The sequence below is a fragment of the Rhodoferax sp. genome (genome assembly GCF_012927445.1).
Classification (GTDB): Bacteria; Pseudomonadota; Gammaproteobacteria; order Burkholderiales; family Burkholderiaceae_C; genus Rhodoferax.
The window spans coordinates 541,069-564,675 of record NZ_JABBPD010000001.1 but is presented as its reverse complement, the minus strand read 5'-3'; the positions used below and the strand labels follow the sequence as shown (position 1 = coordinate 564,675).

The 23,607-nt window shown below is 54.1% G+C and carries 18 protein-coding genes; 8 read left to right on the top strand and 10 right to left on the bottom strand.

The annotated features are described in order from the left end of the window. Nucleotides 1-37 precede the first annotated feature (37 nt). Nucleotides 38-613, bottom strand: a complete 576-nt coding sequence (locus HHJ17_RS02630; protein ID WP_296504881.1) for a hypothetical protein — start codon at nt 611-613, stop codon at nt 38-40. Nucleotides 614-1,048: 435 nt separating this feature from the next. On the opposite strand from HHJ17_RS02630, the gene HHJ17_RS02625 reads away from it, so the two are divergent. From HHJ17_RS02625 to HHJ17_RS02615, 3 genes are all read left to right on the top strand, one after another. After that, nucleotides 1,049-2,818, top strand: a complete 1,770-nt coding sequence (locus tag HHJ17_RS02625) for a TnsD family Tn7-like transposition protein (RefSeq protein ID WP_296504879.1) — start codon at nt 1,049-1,051, stop codon at nt 2,816-2,818. A gap of 68 nt (nt 2,819-2,886) precedes the next feature. Next, on the top strand, nt 2,887-3,249 hold the full coding sequence (locus tag HHJ17_RS02620; protein ID WP_296504877.1) for a helix-turn-helix transcriptional regulator: 363 nt from the start codon (nt 2,887-2,889) through the stop codon (nt 3,247-3,249). Beyond that, nucleotides 3,246-4,631 (top strand): TniQ family protein, encoded by a 1,386-nt coding sequence (locus tag HHJ17_RS02615; RefSeq protein WP_296504875.1) that lies wholly within the window; start codon nt 3,246-3,248, stop codon nt 4,629-4,631. Before HHJ17_RS02620 ends, HHJ17_RS02615 begins: the two co-directional genes overlap by 4 nt. Here HHJ17_RS02615 and HHJ17_RS02610 read toward each other — a convergent pair. The 4 genes from HHJ17_RS02610 to HHJ17_RS02595 form a co-directional block, all read right to left on the bottom strand. After that, on the bottom strand, nt 4,601-5,872 hold the full coding sequence (locus HHJ17_RS02610) for an ATP-binding protein (RefSeq protein ID WP_296504873.1): 1,272 nt from the start codon (nt 5,870-5,872) through the stop codon (nt 4,601-4,603). The genes HHJ17_RS02615 and HHJ17_RS02610 overlap by 31 nt on opposite strands. Beyond that, nucleotides 5,865-8,126: a transposase gene (locus HHJ17_RS02605; protein WP_296504871.1), complete on the bottom strand. Its 2,262-nt coding sequence runs from the start codon at nt 8,124-8,126 to the stop codon at nt 5,865-5,867. Before HHJ17_RS02605 ends, HHJ17_RS02610 begins: the two co-directional genes overlap by 8 nt. Then, the gene (locus HHJ17_RS02600; RefSeq protein ID WP_296504869.1) at nt 8,117-9,013 is read right to left on the bottom strand and encodes a TnsA endonuclease N-terminal domain-containing protein; all 897 of its coding nucleotides are present in this window, start codon (nt 9,011-9,013) and stop codon (nt 8,117-8,119) included. The genes HHJ17_RS02605 and HHJ17_RS02600 overlap by 10 nt, the downstream gene beginning before the upstream one ends. Before the next feature lie 330 nt (nt 9,014-9,343). Continuing rightward, nucleotides 9,344-9,601 carry a DNA-binding protein gene (locus tag HHJ17_RS02595; RefSeq protein WP_296504867.1) on the bottom strand — a complete coding sequence of 86 codons (258 nt, stop codon included), beginning with the start codon at nt 9,599-9,601 and terminating at the stop codon, nt 9,344-9,346. Between the two features lie 24 nt (nt 9,602-9,625). Here HHJ17_RS02595 and HHJ17_RS02590 point away from each other — a divergent pair, with 24 nt between their 5' ends. The 4 genes from HHJ17_RS02590 (at nt 9,626) to HHJ17_RS02575 (ending at nt 14,577) form a co-directional block, all read left to right on the top strand. Then, a complete protein-coding gene (locus HHJ17_RS02590; protein ID WP_296504865.1) occupies nt 9,626-10,120 on the top strand; it encodes a helix-turn-helix transcriptional regulator in 495 nt (164 codons plus the stop codon). Next, nucleotides 10,101-10,817 carry a hypothetical protein gene (locus HHJ17_RS02585; RefSeq protein ID WP_296504863.1) on the top strand — a complete coding sequence of 239 codons (717 nt, stop codon included), beginning with the start codon at nt 10,101-10,103 and terminating at the stop codon, nt 10,815-10,817. The genes HHJ17_RS02590 and HHJ17_RS02585 overlap by 20 nt, the downstream gene beginning before the upstream one ends. Nucleotides 10,818-11,515: 698 nt before the next feature. Further along, nucleotides 11,516-12,364, top strand: coding sequence for a hypothetical protein (locus HHJ17_RS02580; protein WP_296504861.1), 849 nt, complete (start codon nt 11,516-11,518; stop codon nt 12,362-12,364). After that, the gene (locus tag HHJ17_RS02575; protein ID WP_296504859.1) at nt 12,361-14,577 is read left to right on the top strand and encodes a UvrD-helicase domain-containing protein; all 2,217 of its coding nucleotides are present in this window, start codon (nt 12,361-12,363) and stop codon (nt 14,575-14,577) included. The genes HHJ17_RS02580 and HHJ17_RS02575 overlap by 4 nt, the downstream gene beginning before the upstream one ends. Nucleotides 14,578-14,624: 47 nt before the next feature. Here HHJ17_RS02575 and HHJ17_RS02570 read toward each other — a convergent pair whose 3' ends face one another. The 5 genes from HHJ17_RS02570 to HHJ17_RS02550 are packed head-to-tail and all read right to left on the bottom strand — an operon-like array spanning nt 14,625 to nt 22,404. Next, nucleotides 14,625-14,849 (bottom strand): hypothetical protein, encoded by a 225-nt coding sequence (locus HHJ17_RS02570; RefSeq protein WP_296504858.1) that lies wholly within the window; start codon nt 14,847-14,849, stop codon nt 14,625-14,627. Then, nucleotides 14,840-15,835, bottom strand: a complete 996-nt coding sequence (locus tag HHJ17_RS02565; protein WP_296504856.1) for a hypothetical protein — start codon at nt 15,833-15,835, stop codon at nt 14,840-14,842. The genes HHJ17_RS02570 and HHJ17_RS02565 overlap by 10 nt, the downstream gene beginning before the upstream one ends. Beyond that, nucleotides 15,835-20,202 carry a hypothetical protein gene (locus HHJ17_RS02560; protein ID WP_296497322.1) on the bottom strand — a complete coding sequence of 1,456 codons (4,368 nt, stop codon included), beginning with the start codon at nt 20,200-20,202 and terminating at the stop codon, nt 15,835-15,837. The genes HHJ17_RS02565 and HHJ17_RS02560 overlap by 1 nt, the downstream gene beginning before the upstream one ends. 1 nt (nt 20,203) lies before the next feature. After that, nucleotides 20,204-20,935, bottom strand: a complete 732-nt coding sequence (locus HHJ17_RS02555; protein WP_296497326.1) for a hypothetical protein — start codon at nt 20,933-20,935, stop codon at nt 20,204-20,206. Then, on the bottom strand, nt 20,932-22,404 hold the full coding sequence (locus tag HHJ17_RS02550; protein WP_296497328.1) for a hypothetical protein: 1,473 nt from the start codon (nt 22,402-22,404) through the stop codon (nt 20,932-20,934). Before HHJ17_RS02550 ends, HHJ17_RS02555 begins: the two co-directional genes overlap by 4 nt. Nucleotides 22,405-22,486: 82 nt before the next feature. Here HHJ17_RS02550 and HHJ17_RS02545 point away from each other — a divergent pair, with 82 nt between their 5' ends. Beyond that, complete coding sequence (locus HHJ17_RS02545) at nt 22,487-23,347, top strand: WYL domain-containing protein (protein WP_296497330.1); 861 nt, start codon at nt 22,487-22,489, stop codon at nt 23,345-23,347. Nucleotides 23,348-23,607 lie beyond the last annotated feature (260 nt).

Below are 23,607 nucleotides of genomic sequence, written 5' to 3'. Positions count from 1 at the left end.
ACATTGAGGGTTTTTACAATCGAGTCCGCAGGCACAGTCATCTAGACCAACTGAGCCCGCTGGCATTCGAGCAGCTTCGAACTGGAAGCTGAAATTTGTCTACGAAAGCGGGTGAAGTCCACCTGAATGCAGCGACAAGCCCTTTAGCGTAATCCTGCTCATGCAGCGGACCAACGAACGGCTCATGCTCCACGCCCATGAAGTGCAACATTTCGAGGTGCTCCGCTTCCCGCTTGGACCTCTCAGCAGTAACTTCAAAGTTCACATCCAGTAGCCAACGGCGCTCAATAGCAAGATTCAAAAGTTCATTGAGGGCTTTCCCTTTTGTGCTGATGCCATCGCACTTTGCGCGCTCTTTCATAGCAACCTCTCCAGCCACATGCAGTTGCATGAGCGCGACATGAAGCAGTCGGTAACTAAAAAATGCATAAAGCCACGTGTTCTTGGCATTCTCGAAATGCTGAACCACCGTATATGGAACGTTGTCATGCAATGAATATCCGGCAACCAAGCCATGGTGCTGCTCTAAGGATCTGTTGCCAAAAGCACGCCAGCGTTCGTCGCGTTCTACGGCTTCTACGAGCGACTTCAATCGATCAATTTCATCTGGCATCAGGCTAAGCGGCGTAATTGGTAAGACTGGGTGGGGAATGCATGAAATTGCATTCTAGGAGTCACTTGTGAGTATGCTGATCTCCCATTTTGGGGGTGTTGTCAAACTGGCAGTTGATCGTAAAGCTGTGAAGCACCCTTTTTTAGTAAAAAGGCCTGTGGAATACAGTAAAAGGTGCATACCGTGTGAGCGTTGAAAACGCTGGATTAGGGTGGCGTGCATCCCGAATTCTGGGTAAAAAAACATTCAGATTCGCAACGTTGGACATACCGCCCCTTTCTTCGGTCAAGACCGTATGTCCATATTAGTCGACTCAAAGGAGTCGCTGTAGTAAAAGAATTTCTTGATTTTGGCTGCAAGTGGCAGATTTGACTTTGCCCAGTTTGACGCGAAATTGGACTTTGAAATTGCTACGCTTGGGTGCACACTTTCAATGTGAACAGCATAGACGATCTTTTCGGGAAAATAACTTTTTTAGCGTGGCTCCCAGGCGAGACACTATTCAGTCTGGTCAGTCGTCACCATTGCTTTTGGGGGCATACGCTTGCGGCCCGCACTTGCGAGCAGTTCTTTGGTCATTCGCGCGCAGGCTCACAGCACGACCTGCCGAGCCGCCTCTCCCATTTTGTAGCTCGTACCGACGGATGCTTTGGCGATGTTCAAAAGGTGGCCAAACACCACACGCTGCTGGCCTATTACGCCGCATTTATATCCGCCGACGAGTTGGCAAACGCCATCGCCTGCATGGCTGGCGACAGCGTTGCCCACCTCAAGCTGCGGCTTGGCATTCTGACCAGTCGTTTCAGAGCCAACCACCCGCTCAAAGCGTGCGCGGCTTGCATGGACGAAGACCGTGCCGATTGTGGTTGGGCCTATTGGCATGTTGAACATCAATACCCCGGTGTGTGGATATGCCCAAAGCATGATCAACTGCTTAAAGAGTCGAATCTCAAGGCCAATGGGGTGGAACGGTTTCAATGGCACCTCCCCGCCAGAGAGAACTTTCGCGAATTGCAAATTGAGAAACAGGGGGTAATTGCACATGCGCATGCCGCCATTCAAGGCCTATCCCAACAAGTAATCGATTTGGTGACACATTTTTCTCATCGGTCCTTCGAAACCGGTCGCTTGCATGAGGTCTACCGTGCAGAACTTGTGCGCCGTGGTTGGGTGACCAGTGGTGGCAGTTTTAGGATGCCGGAAATCGCATCGAGTTTTCTGGCTCACGTTGAGCCTTTGCGCGTTCTCCCTGAGCTGGACGCTTTGCCCGCGACGGTTGCCGAGGCCGTCACTCAATTGGGGCGCCTGTTGCGTCCACCCCGCAGCGGGACACACCCCTTACGGCACCTGGTGATGATCAACTGGCTATTTGGATCCACCGAGGCGTTCTGGCTGGCCTATTCGTCGGCGCTGAATCCTCCGATTACCTTGTCAAGAGTTGCTTTCCCGTCAGTTGGGCATCTCGATATGGACGGGAAAGACGCACGGCATGATCAGTTGATCAGTTTGCTGTCGGTGCATAAGTTGTCTTTTCGTCTGGCAGCAAAGGCTGTCGGGATTGATGTGGGCACGGCCATGGCTTGGGCCGCCCAAGCCGGACTGTCCATCGCCCGGCGCCCTAAAAAGCTGACGGGAGCAATCCGTCAGCAGGCCATTCTTGAACTGCAAAACGGCGCCGATAAGACCGTGGTCGCCACAAACGCGAACGTCAGTGTGGTCACCATCACGAAGCTGCTGCTGAGTGAGGTCGGCCTGCACGCCGCCTGGTGCAAATCCCGAGCGAAGCGAGCACAAACCTCAGCCCGGGAAGTCTGGCTGCAACTGCTGAAAACGCATGCTGGGCTGGGCATCAAGTTCATGCGGGCCGTCGACCCCGCCGCCTATGCCTGGCTGTACCGGAATGATCGTGCATGGCTGGACGATCACAAGCCAAAGCGTCTGGCGATCACGATGGATCCATGTGCGAACCGGGTCTTGTGGGATGTGAGAGACGACTCGCTAAGCGTTGAGGTGGAGCATGCTGTGTTGGATCTTGGTCAGCGCGCCGGCACTCGCCCAATCAAGCTTTGGCAGATTTATCAGTTGGTGCCTGCACTCAAGGCAAAGCTTGCTGCGCTTGACCGACTGCCCTTAACTCGCCGTGTTATCGAACAAGCCTTGCAGCGCCGCAGTGGCGGGATGCCGGGGCCGGACTTGCTCGCGTAAATGCCTGCATGAAATCGCCATCGGTTGCGAATAATATATGCATTAATGTACTGTGATATGCTTTACGCATGATTAAATCGGACCTCAAAGCTCGTTTGGAGCGGGCCAGGCACATTTGCAAGTTGCACGGCATCACACAGACGCAGATTGCTGCGGATTTGGTGGCCAGCCAGTCCCAAGTCAGTCGTATTCTGAAAGGGCAGGGGCAAAAAACTTCGCGGTTGGTGGAAGAGGTTTGCCTGTATGTCGAGAAATACGAGGGCGGTGTGACGGCTGACTCGGTACGAAGCAATGATGACTTGGTGAATGCGCTCACCGTGACCTGGGATGGTTCTGCCACGCATGCACGCGCTTTGTCTGCGGTGATTCGATCCTTGTCAGCTTTGGGGCCTCTCCAAGGCAAGACGCATGCGAAAGAGGAAGGCGCATGAATATGCTGGTACGCCCATCACCTCTACCGGAAGAGCTTGATCGCGGCTATTTGGGGCGGGTTATGCGCATCAACGGTTTGCATACAGAAAAAGATGCCCAAGAATGCATGGTCAGGATGTTCAGTCTTGAACATATTTCTCGTTGGGAACGCTCTTGCCTGGAGTCACTGAGCATGATGGCAGGGCAGTCGATGGAGCACTTTGCACAGAGGCACTCAACCATTCCGTACCGGCGTGCCATCACATCATTTTTGCCGGATCTGCCACATGGAAGCCCGTCCCGGCGGTCACTGCTATACAACTACGGCATGGTGGCGGCTCGTTCTGGGGCCTATTTTTGTGCGAAGTGCGTGTCAGCCGATGTTAAATTTCATGGCACGAGTTATTGGCGGCGTGACCTTCAATTGCCTGGTCAACTTTGGTGCCAAAAGCATGGGATACCTCTTCATTTCGTTGAAAACGAGTCGGCCTTTCTTCAGCCACCGACAAGATATCTGAAAGAGGCGGAGCTTGTTCCTTTGGGTCTGGTCAATGAAGCCCAGAGCAATCAATATGTTCAGATATTTCATGACGTCGTGTCCGGATTGATGGTGCGCACGAAGCCCCTGGACGTCAAATACGTGGCATTGGCACTGCGAAAGAAGGCGGCAGAACAGGGGTTGCAGACCCATGGTGGAAAAGTTAAGCAGCCACTATTAAGTGATCTCATCAGGGCTTCTTGCCCCAGCAAATGGTTGAGCACAGTTTTTTCCGGGCTTGTTGATAAGCCCGAAGGGCAGATACTGAATCACGTGGATGGTGTGTTGTACATGCGAACCTCCGCGTCATCGGTATCGTCGTACGTCCTGGCGTGTGCTGTACTTTATGACTCGGCAGATGACGCTTTGAATGACCTATTTGGTGCGGCGAAGGTTTTTGTTGATACGCCAATGCGCAAGACACTGACGCCAACGGAGCAAGAAAATCAGGGTTTGATTGATGCGTACATTCATAGCCACGGTCATCATGCTGTCGTGGCGAAACGGATTGGCATCGCCATTCACCAAGCCGTGTCGCGGCTGAACGGTCTGGGTCTTCCGAACCTGAGTTGTTCTCGAACTCAAGGCAAGAGTCCACGAGGGGCGGTGGAGGCTTTTCGCATCCATGGCAAATCAAGCGTGGACAGCGCCGCCATTGGCGGGCTGTCCACAATAGAAATGGACAATCTCAACAGGAAATCAGGCCCCAATCTGACCATGGCATTGATGGCCATGGCGGCACAAGATCCTCAACGCCGGACTGGCGTGAAGAGAAAAAAGGCACTGTTGCCCAGGGCCTTCAACGTGTCCGAAAACGCCCCGTCCGTTGAGTTTCAAATCCGCGAAATTGAGCCCCAAAGATGAGACCAAAACGCATCATCACGCGGCAAGAGATCTTCATACCTGGACATTTTTGCTGGATCTTTGCTCCGAAAAGCAACTACGGCTGGAGCGACTGGTGCCAAATAGGTTGCCGCAGCTGTTTTGAAGTCGGTCAGCAGCAGGTCCCCCTTGTTCCTCTCCAATGCAATGCGCTGTGCCGCGATCCACAGCGCAATGATGAGACGCTGAATACCGCCAGTGAGTTCAATGATCAGATTAGCCAGTTCATCGTCAATAAGTAATTTTTTTTGCACATACTGGTATTTGCCCAGTAGTTCCAAAAAATTTGTCCTGAAGTTGCTGTCTTTCGCATTCTCAAAATGCTGAATTTGATGGAACCCAGAAGTCACGATGCGTTCCGTAGTGCTGAGGCGGCGTGTCAAAGCGCCGATCCCATCCGGGGTTCCAGACAGAAGGAGGGGGACTTGCCAGGTGTTCATCAATATCAGAATCCATTTCAGAAATTGATCTTCGACAATGCTCAGTTCTGGCGGGTCGTCTTCAGGGGTGCGTTTGCTGCGTCGCTTTTTCAGGGTCGCAAGCTTGAAGAGGTTTTGAACTTCATCCAAGTGAAGTACACCCAGGAAATGCGCTGTGGCCACCTGCCGCCATGAATCAAGCATTTTCATACCATCGCGTCGGTCTTTGGCGAGATCGGATGCAAAGCGGTTTCCGCCAGTGACCCTGTCCCATTCACGCATGAGATCTGTTGCGAGATCCACAGTTCTACCACTGGGTGGTACATTGATGGAGAGCCAGACGACCTGTTGGTGACCCCCAACCAGCCTTGGAAAGCTGTTATGGTGGATCACCTGCTGTGGGTAACTTCGCAGACAACGCAGAATAGCTTCTGTTTTTCCGGTGCCGGAATGCCCCACGACCGCAGCACCATAAGCTGGTGCCCGTTTGAGACTGGGCGCAGCATTATCTCCACTGAGTGTCGACCAGGTAGTGGCAGCAGTAGGGTCAAGGTAGCGGTAGTTTTGTCTGATCATCAGTTCAATGGTTTCATGAAGACGGCACTCTTCGACGCTGGGTAGATGAAAATCACGTAGCGACATCAAGTGATGCATGGCGATATGGGGAGAAATGCCATCCATCGTTTTAGGTCGTTTTGGAAGCTCCGTTAGCGTCTTAATGACCTCAATCCTTGACCTGATCGGCCCCAGGCCCTGCGTCAAGAGATTGCCTGCGTAGGGGTCTTGTGCGTTGGCATCAGACATGGTCGTCTTCCTCGTCATCTCCCGCACTCAGCATGGCGCGCATCATCTCTTCGTGTGCCTCCATGGCTTCGTCACGGAGCTTTTCTGTAGTCTGCGCTTCAGAGCCGCGAGGGTTGGAAGTGCATGCCACCTCCACAGCGCGTGCCTCGGTCATGGTGGGTGTGGCACCCTGTCCTTTGGAGATCGCTTCTTGGGTTAGCTGGATGGCGTTATTTCGCAAGGCTTGAACTTTGCGAAGTGTTTGCAGTGCGTACAAAGTTTTTTGATGAGCAACTTCAGCATGCTGCATTTGCACGTTGGCAATCGAGTCACTCAATTCATCAAAGGTAACTTCTGCAGACGTTTTTGCTTGGTCTGAAATCTTTAAGTCGAGCAGGCCTTCACCGTTTGTATTGGGAGTCCAGATCCGTCCAACTGGGCCTGGGTAGTAATGAATCGAAATTTTCCAACTGCCAAAATTGCGGGCTGTTGTGGTCCAGTCCTCGGCTTGGATGGTTGGGCAATAGTAGTCATTTCCAGCGTACACAATGGAACTTCGACCAACCCGCGCAGTGTCAGGTGTGAGCAGTGTCGTGATGAGGTCAGCCTGTGGGATGGCGCGTTGCACCCCGATTCCCATCTCATACCCCCAGCGCCACAGCCCAGCGGGGCTTGGGAAAACGCCTGCCGCTGCCATGTGTGCATCAACCCGATGAGAGCGGTCTGCCGTCAGGTTGTATTCGCCAAAGATCAGATGCAGATACTGGACATAATCGCGCACCGTCATCGCTGACTCGTCGGGATGGGACTTTCGCAGATCAAATTCAGCACGACGGGCATCCATCGCACCAGGTTCAAACATGAACTGCGCATCCTTCTCAATGCGATGGAGTACCTCGACCAGTCCTTTCAAATCCGGACGGTAGGGAGGTGCATACGACATGCAGGGAATCAGTTTGATGGCTGTAAGACTGGCAGCCTTTGACAAATACTCGCCCCGATCACACATCAATTGATAGCACATGGTCGGCAAAGGGTTGAGGCTGAGGATGGGTTGGTAGCCCCACATTTCACCCAGGAGATCAGGATCGGCAACACTATTGAAAAGACTGATCTTGGCAGTGTTCCAGCTGGGGCCGGTCAGGCACACGTAGAAGCCCACAATGGCCGTCGACCAGACATCAACAATGATGTAGACAATGGGGCGCCCCACAATCCAGGCCCGATTGAGTGATGATCGCAAATAGATATCACCCACGGTCGAGTCAATGGCCCAGGTGTGGCCTGGGCCAGAGACGCCCTTCCAGTTGCGGGCGATCAAACCGCGCAATGAACGCTTGAAATGGCCCAGCGTTGTCTTTTGCAGCAGGCGCTTTAGGCGCGGTATCTCCACTTCAAGAACACGTCGGATTTGTTGGTCGTTTGGATACTCACCCAACTTGGGATCAACAGGCACAAGGACCCCATTTTCTGGCCGGAACTTTTTGACAAACGAACTTTCCAGGATCAAAGTGCAGCGTGTTGACATCACAGGCTTGACAGGAGTTTTGATCTGGTTGTCCGCCGCCAAAATGGCCGCGCGCCATTCGGTGCTCATGCCAGGTTGTTTTGGCGGCAAATCGATGCCACTTGCTTTCTTGGCGACGCGTTGTGTACGCGTCTTGCGGCCTGCTTTCTTTCTGCCACCTGGGTCACACGGACGAGAAACATTTTTTGCACCGCACCGGTCTCGTCGGGGTAGCAGGCTGATTTCGCTGATTCCCAATCTGCAAAGTGTTGACCATTGTTTGTAGACATAGGCCCGACAGACCTCACCGGTAGCCATGGCGTCCCGAACGAGCCCGCCCAGGCCTTCGTGAATCAAAATACTTTCCTTCATTTTCCCAAAGTCAAGGAAGCCAGTCATGGCCCTGCATCGCTGCGAAAAAATCTCCTGAACTTCGGGTGACTCTATTGGCGTGAAGTAAATTGGCTCGCGTTCGATCTCTACAGTTATTAGAAGCTTATGGGCTTGCAGCCGCTCTAGGTAGTCGCGCTCCATCCATATCAGCTTACCTAGTAGTGCTGGAGGTGCTTTTTTTCGTGGGTGCTTGGTTTTTGCTTGTTTGCGTCGACCTCCACGAGGAATTTTTTCGGTATCGGCCAACTGAATGCAAACACAAACAGTCTTGTTGATGGCGGCCTCGTCGAAAATCACGCGGTAGATACCCGCTGGGTACGCTCCTGAGGTTTTGTCATGGAGCAGCCGAAAAACCTGGTTTGACATCAGTTCCATGATGTCCTCCTCGATACCACCGGGTTGAGGACTGTGAAATCAGCTGGGCTCAGCAGTTTTATCGGCAGATGGGGCCGCCAACCAGTTCGCAGATCCATAGGGATGGCACCGGTCCAAACGGCTTGCCATAAAGCCCGCTGGGCGAGGTCTTTGTTCCCGAGTACCCTGGTAATTGAATCCAGTGTGTAGGTAAATGTGTGCCCCAGTGTCTGATGGACTGCATGGACGGCAACTGCTATATCGAAGGTGGAAACTGCGGTGCCAAGACCCCAGGCAACGGCGCGTCGAAGAGTTAGTCCAACAGACTCATCAAACAACTCTGGAGTGATTAAGATCCATGTCACCCCTCGCGAAGCCCAATACGCCTTCTCGATGGCCAGTAGCTGACGGCTGCGTTTTGTCAGTTTTTTGTCATCGGGCTTGTAAGCCACTGCCAAAAGCTCCACCTGACCAGATGGACGCCGCAAGACCAATACCTGATCAGTGGTCATTTTCCAATCATCTGAGGTGCCATCGCCGTTGACGCGAGGGTGTTTGATGCCCAATTGTTTGGCGATAGCAAGCGTGCCTGGATAATCTTTTCCTCCGTAGCGGACGTCGTACAGTGCGAGCTCAAATGGTCCGTTCTCTGGGGCGAGTTTGTGTTGCTCCCGGACATCCAGCAGGTTGGTGATCATGGTTGAAAACAACAGTCCAACCCATTCACCATCGGACAAAAGTTCCCGTTGGCGCTCGCGCCACATCATCAAGTGAGAGCGACCCATGCTTGATGGGTCGCTGCGGCCGACGCGGTGCCACGGTATGTAGTCTTGATAAGTTCCCGTTCCACGACCAATTCGTGTGAATCGTTCGAGCAAAGCCGGTGTAAAACGCTTTTGTGTTCGCATGAATACCCCTTGGCGCCAGGCGAGCAGATCCACCGCTCGCCAAAATGGCGTTCGTCTAAAATTTTTGAAAAAGGGGGATTGACGAGCCGTTTCAAGGCTCGTAGACTAGACTCTGTAACGAGAAAGCCTGGGTAATCCCCCAGCAATCGGCGTGCGGTCCTGCAAGATCACACGCCGTTTTTTTCTTTATAAGTTAATCGTTAGGCAACTCCTTTACATCGGTACATATTTCTTGGTTGAAGAAATTTCGGGCATTTAGTTAAGGTGGCGACCATGCTCAATGCATGATTCACCGGGCATGACTGAAACAACCTCGTGTTTGTCTTTCGGTCAGTCAAGACATTTGCTGTCACCTTGCTTATTTGGTTCGACCAAGCCCAAGCGCACGGCAACCTGGTTGGCGGGGATTGCTTCTTTTAGTCCCAGTGCCAATGCGATTTGGTGACTTTTTCCTCTGGTAGATTGATTTTTCCCAGCCAAAACGGCATACACGAGGCGCGGATCAAATGCATGTGCCTGCGCCCAAGTTGATATTGATACACCTTGCTCTTTGAAGCAGGCTTTGATTTCTGCTGTTGAAAAAGTCATAATATGACCCTATAAATTCCCAATATGGGAATTATTGAGTACTTGATGACAATTGTCGAGGACAGTAGACTTTGCCGTATGAAATTGCTTGATCTTTTTCGAGAACGTTTGAAAACTGAGCGACAGCGTCTGGGTCTGACCCAAGCCCAGTTAGGCGCGGCTGCCAAAATTGATCGGCGCACGCAGTACAAATATGAGATTGGGACCAATGAGCCGAATATCAGCTATCTCAAAGGGGTGGAAAGTGCCGGGGTTGATATTCCCTTCACGTTGTTCGGTCAGCGCTCTGATGAGCTAATTGGAACGGTGGATTGGCCCTTGCTATGGCAAGCCGTAGAAGACGTCGCTCTGTTCACTTCACGGCGCCTGCCTGACTGTTCTGATGCCATCAAAAGAGATTTGGTCGAGCGCCTGTATCTGGCCTACCAGGAGCACAAGCAAGCCAAGCGGACCCTGACACAACGACACGAACGAAATTTGATCGTCGACGAGATATGGAATGAGCAAGTCAACGGCTGATTCAGATGAAATGGACATGCAAGTCCTTATCGACCACCTGGTGGACGTGGGAAGGCGGGGCGGACCGGCTGGCGTGCAAGAATTTATAAATCACGGTGGTTTTGATTTGGCAGCTTTTCTCAGGGATTTTGAATGCGGTTGGCGACTGCTGCTGCGTTACCCATTGGTATGGCTACGGCACAAGCGTTGGGTAGCCTCTTGCCGAGGCGCGCGTGTGAGTTCAATGGCAGATTGGGAGACGTTGAACGCGGCCGAGAAAAATATTGCTATTGCCGAATTCGGTCAGCGACGTCTTGATCGTCAAGAACGGACGCGTCTGCGAAACATACGTCAAGGACACCAACAAAGTTGGTGGGAATTTTGTGGCCTTTTGAATAGCTTGGCAGTTATATCCCCGAATGGCCGAATTGAATTGCGGGCACCGCCTAAGCGGACAACGCAGGTCCTCGGTGGTATTCGGCGTCTTTGGACTGCAACTTGTTTCTATTTGCTTATTGATGCAACGAGTCGGTTTATCAGCCGGGGATGTTTGACGTGTGATGTCGCTGGCATTTACATGCTCATCCCTATCATGTTTATTGCATGGTGGTTTATCCATCTCTGTAGTGATGGGTGGTGGAACTCTTGGAACAGGCTGAACAAGATGGCTGTTGGGCCTATGTCCAATTTCCAAGGATCGCTCACAAAAGGTATGTAATGGCTATACGCGACACAACATGAACGGCATCTGATCAACGATCGCTAATAAGTGCAGCGCCAATCTTGGGCTGAAAGATCACAACACACTCCTATATAAATGGCGAAACGGGCGGGTGCGTATACCCTGCGTGACCTGCACGATCATGCTGGAGGCGGTGACCCCCACTTGGGGCCAATCTCATTGAAAAGATGAACTCATACTAAAAGTGCACTTTGTATTAAATGGAATGGCACTTACAGCACGATGTCGGGCCGACGCTCATGCCCCAGCATTATCGTGACGAGCTGACTTACCATGAGAAGTTACGCATACACATTTTTGATGACTTATTTATTCCAGAGCTTGCCGACGTTAACAAACATTTTGTTACATTATGTTGGGTAGCGTCTACTCTTGCCTTCAATCTAAATTGGACTATTTGTGCCAAGTTTAGATTGGCTCCCGAAGACGACGGAAAGGTGCGTCCCGGAAGGAATTTAACCAGCCGATACCCAGTCAGTCCGTCATTGACAGGCGGGCCCTGCGGGTCAAATTTTTATCGACCGCAACACTCTTCAAATGGAAGAGTAGGGCGAGGGAGCTTTCGACTTTCAGCGCGTCGAGGGGGCCTCACGTACGGAGAAGCCGCGACCAACGTCGGAAATGGTCGTCGCTTGCTCTTCCATACAAAAATGCTTTCTAAAAGGAGACGTTAATTGCAAGATCGATCACAAAGGTTCGGAACCGACCCCTATCGCGGGCAAGAACTTCAGCTTTGGCAGGGAACGATCCTAAAGGGTTCGAAGACCGAAGCACCGAGTCGGTTGATCGTTAGTGCCGACTGCGATATTTTGAGCGATAAGGGGGGCGGTGAGTTTTTTACCCTTGATATTGTCCCTGCAAATATATTCCTTAATAGTATAGTTTTTATATCGTCTCGAGTGGAGCTGCTGAATATTATTGCTTCTGCTGCGCGAGAGATAGCAGTGGCCCGTTCTATTAGCTTTGAATCCGTTGGATCTTCTATATTGATGGAGTGGCTATTGAGAGGCGATGCCACAAGATGGGAGGCCGATTTAAAAGGAATTCATGGCAATGAACTTCAATATTTGAAATCCTTGCAAGATTGCATGAATTACTTGTCAGTATTGCCGATGGAGTCAATGGCGTGTAATCCATCTGGGCTGTGCAAAAGCGATAATTTTCAGATAAAAAATAAGATAGAAATTGTGAATAAAAAAATGCTGAAATTAATAGAATCAAGATTGCAACCATCGCGCGCGGATTTATATATACTTCCAGCCCTGCAGGGTGATATTGGCGTGGCGGGTTATTTTGTGCCATTTAAGTCATTACGTTTAACGAACAGGTCGCAGGTCTCGCTTGATAAGCTGGAAAATGAGAATAATGTTGATGTCTTGCGCCCCATCGCGAGTTGTCGTCCCGTTCTTTTGCATTCATTGTTGCAGAAGCTTAATCTCTACTTTACGCGAATCGGTCTGACGAATTCTTTTAAAGCCGAGCAAGAAGCGGTCGTAAAATTGATTATGGAGAAGAAATCATGAAGCCACTTATTTTTATTTCGCTTGAAGCGATTGGGTTCATGCAGATTTATGGACCACCTCCTGCAGAGTGGTACGTGAGCTTCGATTCGGAACTTCTATCTGTGCCAACTTATATTTCCGAATGCGGTGACGTTTTGATACTTACGTATAAAGAGGCGCTAAATATTCCTCAAATATCAGCAACAGCATTAATATGCGTAAATGGAGGCTTCCTGGGTGAAATTGTTTCAACTAGGAAGCCTGAGGCATTCAATCGAATCCTTAGAATAGCGCAGTCTGTTATCGATCAAGGTATTTCTATTCCATCATTGTGGAAACCATACAATGCAGATAGTCTATTGACGGTGCAGGCGAGTCCGAGATCAACCGGTGAACGCGCTCGTATTCTCTTCGATAGGCGCATCCAAGGAAACGTAGCAGGCATCTGCTACGGCGTGGTTAGTTCTGATGTCGATATACTCGAGTCGAAAAGTAGCTTAATTAATCCTGAAATTATTGAGGCACGCTTTAGTGCTTTGAAGATTTCTGCGGACGAACACGGTATTAAAAATACCGAGGAAGATATCTTTAATCTGGAGGTCAATAATAAAATACTGGGCCTAGGCGACTCCCTGAAAACTTGGTACGACTCAAAACTAACTTTAACTCAGCGTCGTTTTGTTGACTTCCAGCTTACAAAAAGTATCAGAATTCGTGGGCCGGCCGGTACCGGAAAAACAATCGCCCTTGTAGTCAAATTGCTTCGTCAACTTCAGTCTGACAAGGAAAGTAGTCGACCCATGCGCTATGCGTTGTTGACCCACAGCGAAGCAACGGTAGAAGTGATATGGTCAATGATTCGCACGATGCTTCCAGGCTCCGAAATGCGGGCTCTTACAAACAGCGGAAATTTGCTATTGGGCACGCTATATTCGCTTGCATTTGATACATTAGGAACCGAGTTGCGCGGCGTTAATCCTCTATCTCTCGATGGACGCTCCGGCAGGGAAATGCAGCGAGAATTATTAACCAGTATATTCAAAAATTATGCTAACGCCGACTGGCTTGCTAGAAAGGGCGGATGCTCCGAAGGTTTTATCGAGAAGTTTGAAGCGGCTGTCGCTAACGAGGTAGCCAGAGAGCAACTGATCTTAGAAATCTTAAACGAATTTGCATGTGTTCTTGAACCAGAAGGAACTTCCAGGTCTGCTCGAAAAAAAGAGGAATACATCTCAAAAATGGCGCGCGAACCATGGCGCCTGAAACTATCTCAACCTGATGAGCGTCGCGTTATTCTGGATCTTCACTCCAATTTCAGAAAAGAGATGCGTGATATGGAGGTAATTAGTGTAGATCAGCTTATATCAGATTTCGATCGTTTCCTAGATTCAAACGCCTGGGATATAACTCGTGCCACGGTTGGTTTCGATGCGATATTTGTTGATGAACTCCATCTTCTTAACAGAATGGAGCGAATGCTAATTACTTCACTCGTCAAAGATCCGAATTCCCGCCCTCTTGTAGTAATGGCTGAGGATGTAAAGCAGGATCTTAAGCGAATTAGTGCCGGTATGAAGAGTTGGCAGGCACAGTTCGACGGCCTTACCGACTTTGCTTTAGATGAAGTATTCCGATATACACCTGAAATTAATGCATTTTTGCGTGCAATAGATGAGTTCTCACCCACGCTCAATTTAGGCGAGGATTGGCCAATATATCAGCAGCAAAGTAAACTTCCCTCAGGCGCTAAACCCGATTTCGTGCTCCATAAAACTGTGCGAGCTCAATACGATTTAGTTTTTGAACGAGCCGAGATATCTGCTAAGAAGCGTAAGAGCGGGCGTGCCGTTGCAGTTTTGACCTGCGATTACCAGAACTTCAAACAGTATTTGCTGGCCGGGCAGTATCGAGATGCATTTGTTCCAGTAGAGTCTAGGGAGGATATTACCGCCATTCCGAATCGAGGAACGAAATTCATTCTTTCGATGCCGGAGTTTGTTGCAGGGCTTCAATTTGATGAGGTTTATTTAATTGATGTCAGTGAAAACGTATTTAACAGTGGTGAAAGTGTCGGGGTAAGCGATCGGCGCCGTGGCCTGTCCATGGCCTACTTGGGCGGAAGCCGGGCGATGAAGGTATTGCATGTGTCGGGACTAACAGATGCTGGGGGCGCTCCTGCCTTTATTAAGCATGCGGTTCAGGCGAAGGCGATAACTCATCGGACTGATAGCTGATGGGTTCATAGCCGACTAAACAACTACCGGCTGAAGCCGGTAGTTGTTTAGTTGCCCAGAATAATTGCGATCGCAGTGAAGCAATCCATGCGTCTGGACTGTATAGATTGCAACGGCAGATCCAACGGGCACACCTGACCGCCGCCGTGCAGGGCGAGCTGGCCGTCAATCCCCACATCACGCAAACCTACTGGTAAATGGGGCGGCAGATTGTGGAATTTGAACAGGGCGGCAAAGCCAAAGCGGCTTATGGCAAGCAGCTCTAACTCCAAGCCTTCAGTTGTTCAAAACCCAGCGCCTCTTGGGGAATCCACAGCCCCTGAGCCCAGAGTTCAGTCAGCGTTTCCCCTAACTCCGGTCCCAGCCAGGCTGTCGCTGAATCAGCGGCAACTCCTCGGCACGCGGGCTTTTCGCGAGTGCGTCCGTGCGCCAACAACCACCGGTAGAGGTCCTGGGCAGGGTGTACCTGCAAACCCGGCGCATCGTTCTCCCTGTTGAAGTCCAGCGGAATACCAACCCCTTTGGGGTCCAGGTCTCCAAGGTACTCGGCCCCGTCGCCGCCCACCTCCAACAGCACTTGGTTTAGTGCCTGCCCCGTGCTTCGGAAAGCTTCACCGGACCCGTACACGACTGCCGAGTAGCGCAAAGCGGTCTGGTTCCACTCCCCAAAACTCCAGAAGCTGTTGTGGTTCTCGACTACGAGAACAGGTTTTCCGGGGGCGGGTGCTGGCCGGTAGGGAAGGGGTGGCGGCACAACAAAAGCGCCAATGGCCGAAATTGGCAGCCGGCCGGTGAACAGGGTTGTTCCCGTTCTCAGCGCCTCCAGCCGTTTCTCGTCCCCGAAGATTTCCAGGGAGCGCTCTTTGATGGGGACCGGAGTCAGGCTATCCCGCCGGCGCAGCAGGAAGTCGTTGATGGCCTTGGCGTCCGCCAGCTGTATCGGTTTGAGCTTCGGCCAGAAACCCAGCTCCGGGACCCACGTCACATCGGAGTAGTCGGGAGCGTCGGCGCGCGGCTTTTCACGAGCCAGGGAAACCCATTTGGGTAGCGGAGGCGAACCCATGCGCTCCCAGCTGCCAACCGCCGGCAGACTCAGGTGTCCTCGCCCCTCCAGGTCTTGCAATGCCTGCAACAGCCTCGCCTGTCGGTCGGGACTGTTGAGCATCTCAGGATAAATAGCGTAGTAGGCACGCTTGACCTCATCGAGAGACACCCGCTTGACCGGGGACGCCTGCAGTTGACGAAGGAATTCGGACATCAGGCAGCCTCGTCATTGAGGTGGTAGTTGACAAGTTCGATGTGCTTGCGCCCCGTCTTGAGGTTCTGGGAACCGCGGCGAAGCCGGATGAAGTGCTTGAACTCGCCCAGCGCGTTGTAGTCGTGGATGGCGGTAGCGAATATGAACTGCACCCCGATGGCGTTGGCCAGCATGAGCTGCACTTCCCATAGCACAGGTTTCGTTGCCTTGGCGAACGGGTTGTCCAGCAGCAGGGGGCCCCCGCCCAGCCGCTGCTCCTTGGCCTGCATATCTGAGCGGACTTGGGACACCACGCAGTAGAGAAACATAGCAGTGGTGACTGCTTCCCCGCCTGATAGCTTGAGCTCGGCCACTGGCTCGTATTGCCGCGCGTCATCGATGGACATCTTCAGCAACTGGAGCCCCAAGGGCTTGCCACTGAGAGCCATCACTGCCTCGGCCGCTAAGTCCGTACCCTTGGCTGGAATAACCGAGCTTTCGATGAGGCGTTCCAGGTAGTGTTGCAACACCCGACGGCGGTCTTCGGCGCTGACAGCGTTCAGGTGAGATCGCATCTTCAGAATCGGCTTGCCCCCTACAGAGGGTGCCGCGGCAGGAATCGTCTTTCGCGTTGCCGAGTTGAGTGTGGACTGCGCCACTTGGCTAAGAGAGACCAACTCGTCTGCAGCCGCCGAAAAGTCCTGGGCCATGCTGTCCAAGTTGGACTGGGTGACTGCAATGCGCTCGGTCAGCCCCTCCAGCAAGCGAGCGACATCTGCCACCGCCGCGTCGAACTCGTTGGCGCGCATTTGGGCCGCCAGTTCAGGTTCGGCCTGCAGAAACTCCGGGGTCTGGGCAGCCTGCCGTAGGGCATCGAACGACGCCCGTGCACGCTTCTCACTGCGGTCACGGTCTTTGTTACGCGCCGCATGGTCCTTGACCAGGGCCTGAACCTGCAGTTGGGTGTCGGCTTCCACAATAAATGAACGCTTGAGTGCATCAACATCGCAGTCCAGCGCCGTCAGGTGCGCCTCCAGCAGCTCGTTTCCGCTCAGGTCTTCCAGCCCCAGAGAAGACGTAAGAACGGTTTTTCGCTCATCGGCTTGCTTGGCATTGGCCTTGGCCGTCGTTGCGTTTTGGTCTGCGCCGTTGGCCGCAACCTCCGCGCGGCGAGCTGCTTCCAAGGTAAATTGGCGCTCGGCGTCTGCGGCGCGGATGGCTCGGCCCAGGGGCTCTTCGTCCAGACCCTCAATCTCCGGGGTGCGCGTCTGCAGCTTGACCTTGTTGGACACCTTCCACTGCGTATGTGCACCCTTGGCCGTGGCTTCCGCCTTGATGGCCGTCTCAACCTGATTGGACAAGTCTTCTACCTGAGCCTCGGCGGCGGGTAACACCTTGTCGAAGTCGGCTTGGAGGTACTGGGCCAGGTCTTCGCCGGTAACGCCAGGAAAGTCGCGGTTGAACTCTGCCTTCTGGGCGTTGATGGCTTTTTTTGCGGTATCAAGCTGGGTCTGAATGAGGCCTAAGCGTTGCTCCGCATTGATCCGATAGATACCCGCGGCCATTTCGTAGGACTGCCGTAGGCTGTCCAAGGTCCATGCATTGGACTTGAGCCATTCTTGCGCCTCGAATTTAGCGTCGTAGTGCTCCAGCTTGGCGCGCTCGCCATCCAGCACCGAGGCCTGCGCTTCCAGTTGGCTCTTCTGCTCCGTTGCGGTCAAGTCTTGCTGCTGATAGCTGTCCAGCGTGCCCGTAGCCTCTTCCTGCTGGGTCTCTAGCACGGAGAGCTCTTCCACCAGCATTGGATACCGTTGCTCCCGTGCCGTACGCCGGTCCTCATGCTCTTCCTGAAACCGCTGCAGTGTCTGGCTTTGCGATTTGCACTCGTTGATGCGCTTGTTGTGCTCGTTGATACTTGCAGCAAGCGCGTTGGCCGAGTTCCCGGCTTCTACCTCCTTGGCGGCAGAGGCCCGAGCCTCGCGTCGGGCTTCCTCCTGCTCAGCTTCCAGTCGTTGAAAGTTGGCTTGAGCGCTAGTCAACTTGCCTCCCCCGAATCGGTCTAGATATTCTAGTAATTCTTTGCGTGCGGTTACTGCTTGGTCGCGACGCACCGCCAGCTGCTCGCGAGCCTCATGCTCTTTGTTGTAAGTGGCGTCCAGCCTCAGCTTGAGTTCAAAAGCAGCGTCCTTGTTGTGAGCAGCGTCTGTGGCAGCCGGGACGACCACCCCGGGCAGCCCTGCGTCAGGGGCGAGCGATGCTTTGGAAATCACAACGGGCTTGTCTGGGCGGGGTGTGACCCACTGCACTTTGCTGGCCGCGTCCCACTCGACATCGGCAACGCACACGCCCAGGAAGCGGGCGGGGTTGCTCAACACCACCGCGCGAGTGCGTTCGGCGTCTTGCCCGGCATTGGCCAGATATTGGTTGAAGGCTCGGGCGGACTGCACACCCGCGTCCTTCAGATGGCGAACCACCAGTTCCACGTCGGCGCTATGGCCCGCCACGCCTGTGTTCTCAATGGCCTGCTTGTCGGCCATTAATTGCGCCAAACGCACGTCCGCGCTAGAGACTTGCTGGCCGTAGCTGATGATGAGTTGCCCCATCCGTTCACGCAGGGCAGCGGACTCCAAATCATCGACTCGCTCGGCGTCGGCCGCTGCGGTCAGGGCCGACATTTTCGAGAGGCGCTCCTGAATGCGTTGTCCTTCTTGAATGAAGCTCTGTTCCTTGCCGCGGGGCAAGTCACAGTCGGCGGCGCGCGCTGTGGATTCTTCAGCCAGAACACGCCAGCCCTGAGCTTCTTTCTGGAAGGCTACTTGCTGCTCAAGCACCGCGGCCAGCTCCGCGCCGGCCTGCTCCAGCGCGGCATCCCACCGAGCCAGTGCCTCAAGCAGGGGCTCTGCGTCCGACTGCAGAGTACCCACGGAAACCAGTCTCGCGAAGGCGGCATCCATCTGGGCCTGCTGTTCGTCCAGCCGGGCTTTCTCGATGGATAACGCCTTGAGTTTCCCGGTGCGGACGCCAATCTCCGTGCGCAGGTCCATTGCTTTCTGTTTCCGCTTGGCAATCTGCTCCTTTAGGTCCTTGGCTTGCTGGCGAAGCGAGCCAGCCTGGTCAAACAGTGTGCGCCGCAATAGGGAGCCAGCCTCTTGCACTCGGGTCAGGAACGGAGCCAGCTCGGTTGTCTGCAGTTCAGCTTGACGAGCCAACTCGTCAATGTTCTGCTGGGCGGCCTTGATAGTGTGCTGCAGCCGTGCCGCCTTGATGTGGAAAACGTCTTTTCCGGCCTGGCCGTGTGCGTTGCGTAGGGCTTTCAGGGCGCTGGTCGCTTGGGTGGTCTTGCGCAGGAACTGCCAGTCGGTGAGCGTTGCGTGCTCTACGGCCTTGTCCCCTGCTAGTTTGCCCTGCAACTGCTGGACCCCGCGCTGAGCCCCTGCGAATTGAGTCTCCGTCTCCACGGAAGCCAGTGCAGCTTCGGACTGGTCAGCCAGTGCCTGAGCAAGACGAGTGCCCTTCCAGACCAAGGAGAGCTGGTGGATTCGTTCCTGGCGCAGTTCGGTAGCCGCGGTCGAGAAGGTCTGCAGGGAGGTCTGGAACGTCTGCAGCTGGGTTAGGCGCTGCAGGTAGAGCGGCCGGCGGCGCAGCTTGTCGCAGGCCACGGCCACCGCGTCGCGTACGGATGCGGCTCGCCCAGCGTCCATCGTGAGGTAGAGAAACCGGCGAAGGAATTGCTCTTCACTTTGGAACCCCAGAAAGCCCTTGTCGAAGCCGCCCTCCGTGGCCGAAAAGTCCACTTGCATACGCAGCATGGGCAGGTCGATGAGGCAGGCCTCAAGTTGGCGATGCCAGTCGCTCTGTTTGCGGGTGATGAACAGGTTGCCTTGGCTCAGCCGCTGTTTTTCATGCAGCCAATCTGAGAATTTCGACAGGGACAAGATGGGCGTGTCGCACAGTCGAGGCCCAGGGAGGTCATCCAGGCTCAGGTTGGCATCTTCCTCAAAACTAAAGAACATTCGTTCGTCAGGCGGCTCCGCGGCGGGGCGCATCGCCACAGCCTGCCCCGTGATGAGTCGGTAGCTTCCTTCTCCAGCCTTTCGTGGAGGCATGAGCCACTCCACGACGATAAGGCCCATCGTCCCGTCAGAGGCGAAGTAGTCGCCAAAGCGATGGTTCTTGTCGTTGAGGGTCTTGAGGAAGCGGTCCTTGTTGGTCTCAAAGCAAGAGAGCACCAAGCTCAAGAACGATGTTTTTCCGCCCCCGTTTTCGAGGTTGATGATGGTGTCGGTAGGCGCGTGGAAGTCTGGTTCACGCAAGTCCATCATGACGCCGTCGTACCAGGCGGTGTCGTAGCCACAGTTGGCCAAGTAGATTCGGGAGATTTTCTGCATGTCAGGCGTTCCGATTGAGCGCGGCGGTCTGGGCTAGGTCGAAGAGGCGGCGTAGCGCCAGCTCTCGCAGTTGCACACGCATGCGTTGGGTCGGGGTGTAGGTTTCGGTGTCGTCTTCTTCGGAGTCGCGGTCGATGCGGACCAGCCCAGCCTCGCGCATGTTCTTGAGCGCCAGTCGGATGAAGCCCACGACGGAGTTGATGGTCGCTCGCTGGGATGAGGGCACGCTGACCATCAAAGCAGTGATGCAGCGCCAGCCTGGGGCGAGCTCAGAGGGAATGTCGGAGAGCTGCTCGCCATCCAACGCTTCGAGCTGCTTGGCCAGCGCGTGCAGGGAGTCCCGGAAGTTGGCGACCGAGCCCGGTGGCGGGATGTAGTTGTCGTCCTCCAGCCCGTCGGTGGTCGGGAAAAACGTAGCGGCAATAGCCACGTGAGCCAGTACCAGGGAGGCCTTCTGCTGGATATCAAGGCCCGAGCGGATGTCGGTTAGGCGTACCGCAAATTTGCTGTCGCGAGATGTGGGAACCACAATAAGCCCGCGCTCCGACACGTCCAGAATTGCCAGTTCCATCCCTTGCGCAAATTCAGAGACTTGCTGCGCAAACAGGGGGTCGGCCCGGAACTGCGCGAGAAGGTCTCGGTATTCCAGGTCGTTGGCTGGCGCCAGCGTGGTCTGCAGCGCTTTGTACAGCAGTCGGCCAGCGCCGCGGTAGTTGGGCGAGGTCGTATTCATGCCGACTCTCCTTTGGGGATGAATTGAAGGTTGATGCCGGTTACAACGTCGTTGTCGAAGCGGCCAGTGGGCTTGGAGGTCAGGTGCGGGAACTCCGTCTCATCGTCGGAGAACGAGCGGTAGAGCATGAGCACCAGGCATCGCCGCAGGGTGCGACTCAGGCCCTCGTCTTCTGCACGCATCAGCAGCTCGTCAATGCGGTACGTTTTGCCGTCTGCGAATTTGCACGCCAGCCAAGCAGAGGCCCTGCGGGTGAGTTCTTCAGGGAATTCGTCCGGGACGATTTCAAGAGGCACGAGTTCACCGGGGTCCTGAGACAAGGGGCCATCCTCCGGACGGGATTCCAGCAGCAGAGAAAGGACGGTATTGAGGTCATAGACCTTGGGCCAAGTCGCGGGATAAAGGGCGCTGAGCAACTGGTCAGCATCGTCGGCAAGGCGCTGGGCAGTAAGGTCTAACAGGCGAGGAAAGAGCTGCTGCTCCAGGTCAGGCAGACCGGTAGGGCGGCGGGCACGGAACAGCGAGCGCTGAGACGCCAAGAATGTGTCTCCTGCCCCCGTAACCTCGCCCACGAGCCGTCCTCGCAGGGTACTGGCGTCCTGTAGCTCCCGCAGCAGTTTGGCGAGGCTGGCACGGTTGCGGGGTTCCACGGCTTCGCCTAGGGCATCCTTGACGGCTTCCTCCATGCGCTGGTCTTCATGCTGCCGCTTGGATACATGATTGCGGGCTTCCTGCAGATATGGACCCAGGTCCTTGGTCCAGTTGACCGACCCGGGCGCGCGGTGGGCCTGGTGCAGTCGGTCCCGAATGCGCTGGCGGTACTCAATGGACAGGGTGCGGGCCCGCTTGGCAATATCTAGCGCGGTGTCGAACTTCCCTCGCTGCACGAGCAGGTCGAGCATTTTTTCCATGAGCTCTTGGGAGTCCTCAGGCGCAAGGTCAAGCATGCCCAGGTAAGCCAGGTAGCCTTCGGAGGTGGGCCGATATAGGTAGACGTCCTCCATGTCAGGCTCGTAGCGGACCAGTCGAAAGCGCACCGTACGGCTGCTGCCTTTGGCAGCATCGAAGTGGTCGAAGGTGAATTCCTTGTACCCGCCGCTCTTGTTGTCCAGCATGTTGAGCAGCACCTCGGCCACCCGAAAGCTTTGTGCCTTGGATAGAGCGGGCTTCATGCGACAGGCGATGTTGGCCAAGTGCTCCAGGACCTCGCCCTGTGGCGCGCCCATCGAGATGGTGGTGGCCTCCATCATGAAGTCCAGCGCGCTCAGCGCCAGATAGAAGGTGTCCACGCCCTGGAAGAGCCCGTCGTCCGAAGCGCCGTCCTCCCCGATGCGGGTCTTGTTGAGTTCCAGCTGGAAGAGGGGGCGCAGTAACAGCAGATTGCGCAGCTGCCTGGAGAGGTCCAGTAAACCCGAATTTTGGGGCTCAACTCCTTGCGGAGGGTCAGCGTTGGTTTGGTGTGACAGCATTTCGAAATTTCTTATACGTTAAATAATTATACGCACAATAAGTAGATGAATATAGTTTGTAGATTGATGCACAATAGAAGGCATGACGACCAAAAAAGCGGTGCCTGAACCGCAAAAAACTTCCTCTCGTTGGGGACCCGACCGCAGGCTGGAATTCATCGACTTCCGGCTCAGATGGGACGGCCGGTTGAATCGAGCTGACCTCGTTGCATTTTTCGGCATCTCTGTTCCCCAGGCCTCTCTAGACATTGCCAAGTACTTGGAGTTAGCTCCTGACAACCTAGTCTATGACCGCAGTTCGCGGGTGTACGTGGCCACAAAAGAATTCAAGCCCGTGTACGACACGAGTAGCCCTTCCAGACTTCTTAATGAGCTTCTTGCGCACGCCGTTGGGGTCATTGGGGACGAGTCCAGCTTTATTGGCTGGCGGGCTCCGGTGGGTTACGTGCCCACGCCTGGGCGCACGCTCAGCGCAGATACCCTTGCCGTACTCTTGCGAGCGGTGCGGGAGGGCAGGGTTGTCCAGCTGGTGTACCAGTCGATGAGCGCTGAGAAGCCCGAGCCTCGTCTGATAAGCCCGCATGCCTTCGCACACGACGGATTTCGCTGGCATGTTCGCGCCTACTGTCACAAGCACCAGGCATTTCGCGATTTCGTAATTGCCAGGATGGCGGACGTAAAGCTGGGGGACCTAGCTGTTGTGCTGGGGGCTGAGAATGACGTGGAGTGGCATACCGAGGTAACTTTGGAATTGGAGCCCCATCCGGGGCTTTCTTCAGCTCAGAAGCGTGCGGTGGAACTGGATTACGGCATGACCAACGGAGTGGTCAGTTTCAAGTGTCGGCAGGCATTGCTCTTTTATGTGCTCAGGCATCTGCACCTGGACAGAGCTGAGAGCGGGACGCCGGAACAGCAGCAAGTGGTACTCAAGTCAACGCTATAGGCCCATGGTCGCATCAAGTTCGCAGTGTGTTTGTTGTCGATCAGCACGTTGACATCTTGAAGGTATAAAGTTGTTTACGACTTTAATTCGGCATGTTGTCAATTTGCCACGCCGCTAACCCGCATGAATACTAGGTGTCTGTTTACGACTTTAATTGCTCAGAATAGGTATTCCGAGCAATTAAAGTCGTAAACAAGCATCGTGATTGCGGCCGCTGAACGGCTCTAATGCAGGGGCATTGACACCTAGCCGATAGTGGA

Bases quoted from the DNA above. Each gene is read 5' to 3' on its own strand.
- HHJ17_RS02575 (WP_296504859.1), top strand. From the start codon at position 12,361: ATGAAGCCACTTATTTTTATTTCGCTTGAAGCGATTGGGTTCATGCAG.
- HHJ17_RS02550 (WP_296497328.1), bottom strand. From the start codon at position 22,404: ATGCTGTCACACCAAACCAACGCTGACCCTCCGCAAGGAGTTGAGCCC.
- HHJ17_RS02605 (WP_296504871.1), bottom strand. From the start codon at position 8,126: ATGGAACTGATGTCAAACCAGGTTTTTCGGCTGCTCCATGACAAAACC.
- HHJ17_RS02600 (WP_296504869.1), bottom strand. From the start codon at position 9,013: ATGCGAACACAAAAGCGTTTTACACCGGCTTTGCTCGAACGATTCACA.
- HHJ17_RS02595 (WP_296504867.1), bottom strand. From the start codon at position 9,601: ATGACTTTTTCAACAGCAGAAATCAAAGCCTGCTTCAAAGAGCAAGGT.
- HHJ17_RS02610 (WP_296504873.1), bottom strand. From the start codon at position 5,872: ATGTCTGATGCCAACGCACAAGACCCCTACGCAGGCAATCTCTTGACG.
- HHJ17_RS02585 (WP_296504863.1), top strand. From the start codon at position 10,101: ATGAGCAAGTCAACGGCTGATTCAGATGAAATGGACATGCAAGTCCTT.
- HHJ17_RS02555 (WP_296497326.1), bottom strand. From the start codon at position 20,935: ATGAATACGACCTCGCCCAACTACCGCGGCGCTGGCCGACTGCTGTAC.
- HHJ17_RS02565 (WP_296504856.1), bottom strand. From the start codon at position 15,835: ATGTCCGAATTCCTTCGTCAACTGCAGGCGTCCCCGGTCAAGCGGGTG.
- HHJ17_RS02620 (WP_296504877.1), top strand. From the start codon at position 2,887: ATGATTAAATCGGACCTCAAAGCTCGTTTGGAGCGGGCCAGGCACATT.
- HHJ17_RS02615 (WP_296504875.1), top strand. From the start codon at position 3,246: ATGAATATGCTGGTACGCCCATCACCTCTACCGGAAGAGCTTGATCGC.
- HHJ17_RS02630 (WP_296504881.1), bottom strand. From the start codon at position 613: ATGCCAGATGAAATTGATCGATTGAAGTCGCTCGTAGAAGCCGTAGAA.
- HHJ17_RS02560 (WP_296497322.1), bottom strand. From the start codon at position 20,202: ATGCAGAAAATCTCCCGAATCTACTTGGCCAACTGTGGCTACGACACC.
- HHJ17_RS02590 (WP_296504865.1), top strand. From the start codon at position 9,626: ATGGGAATTATTGAGTACTTGATGACAATTGTCGAGGACAGTAGACTT.
- HHJ17_RS02545 (WP_296497330.1), top strand. From the start codon at position 22,487: ATGACGACCAAAAAAGCGGTGCCTGAACCGCAAAAAACTTCCTCTCGT.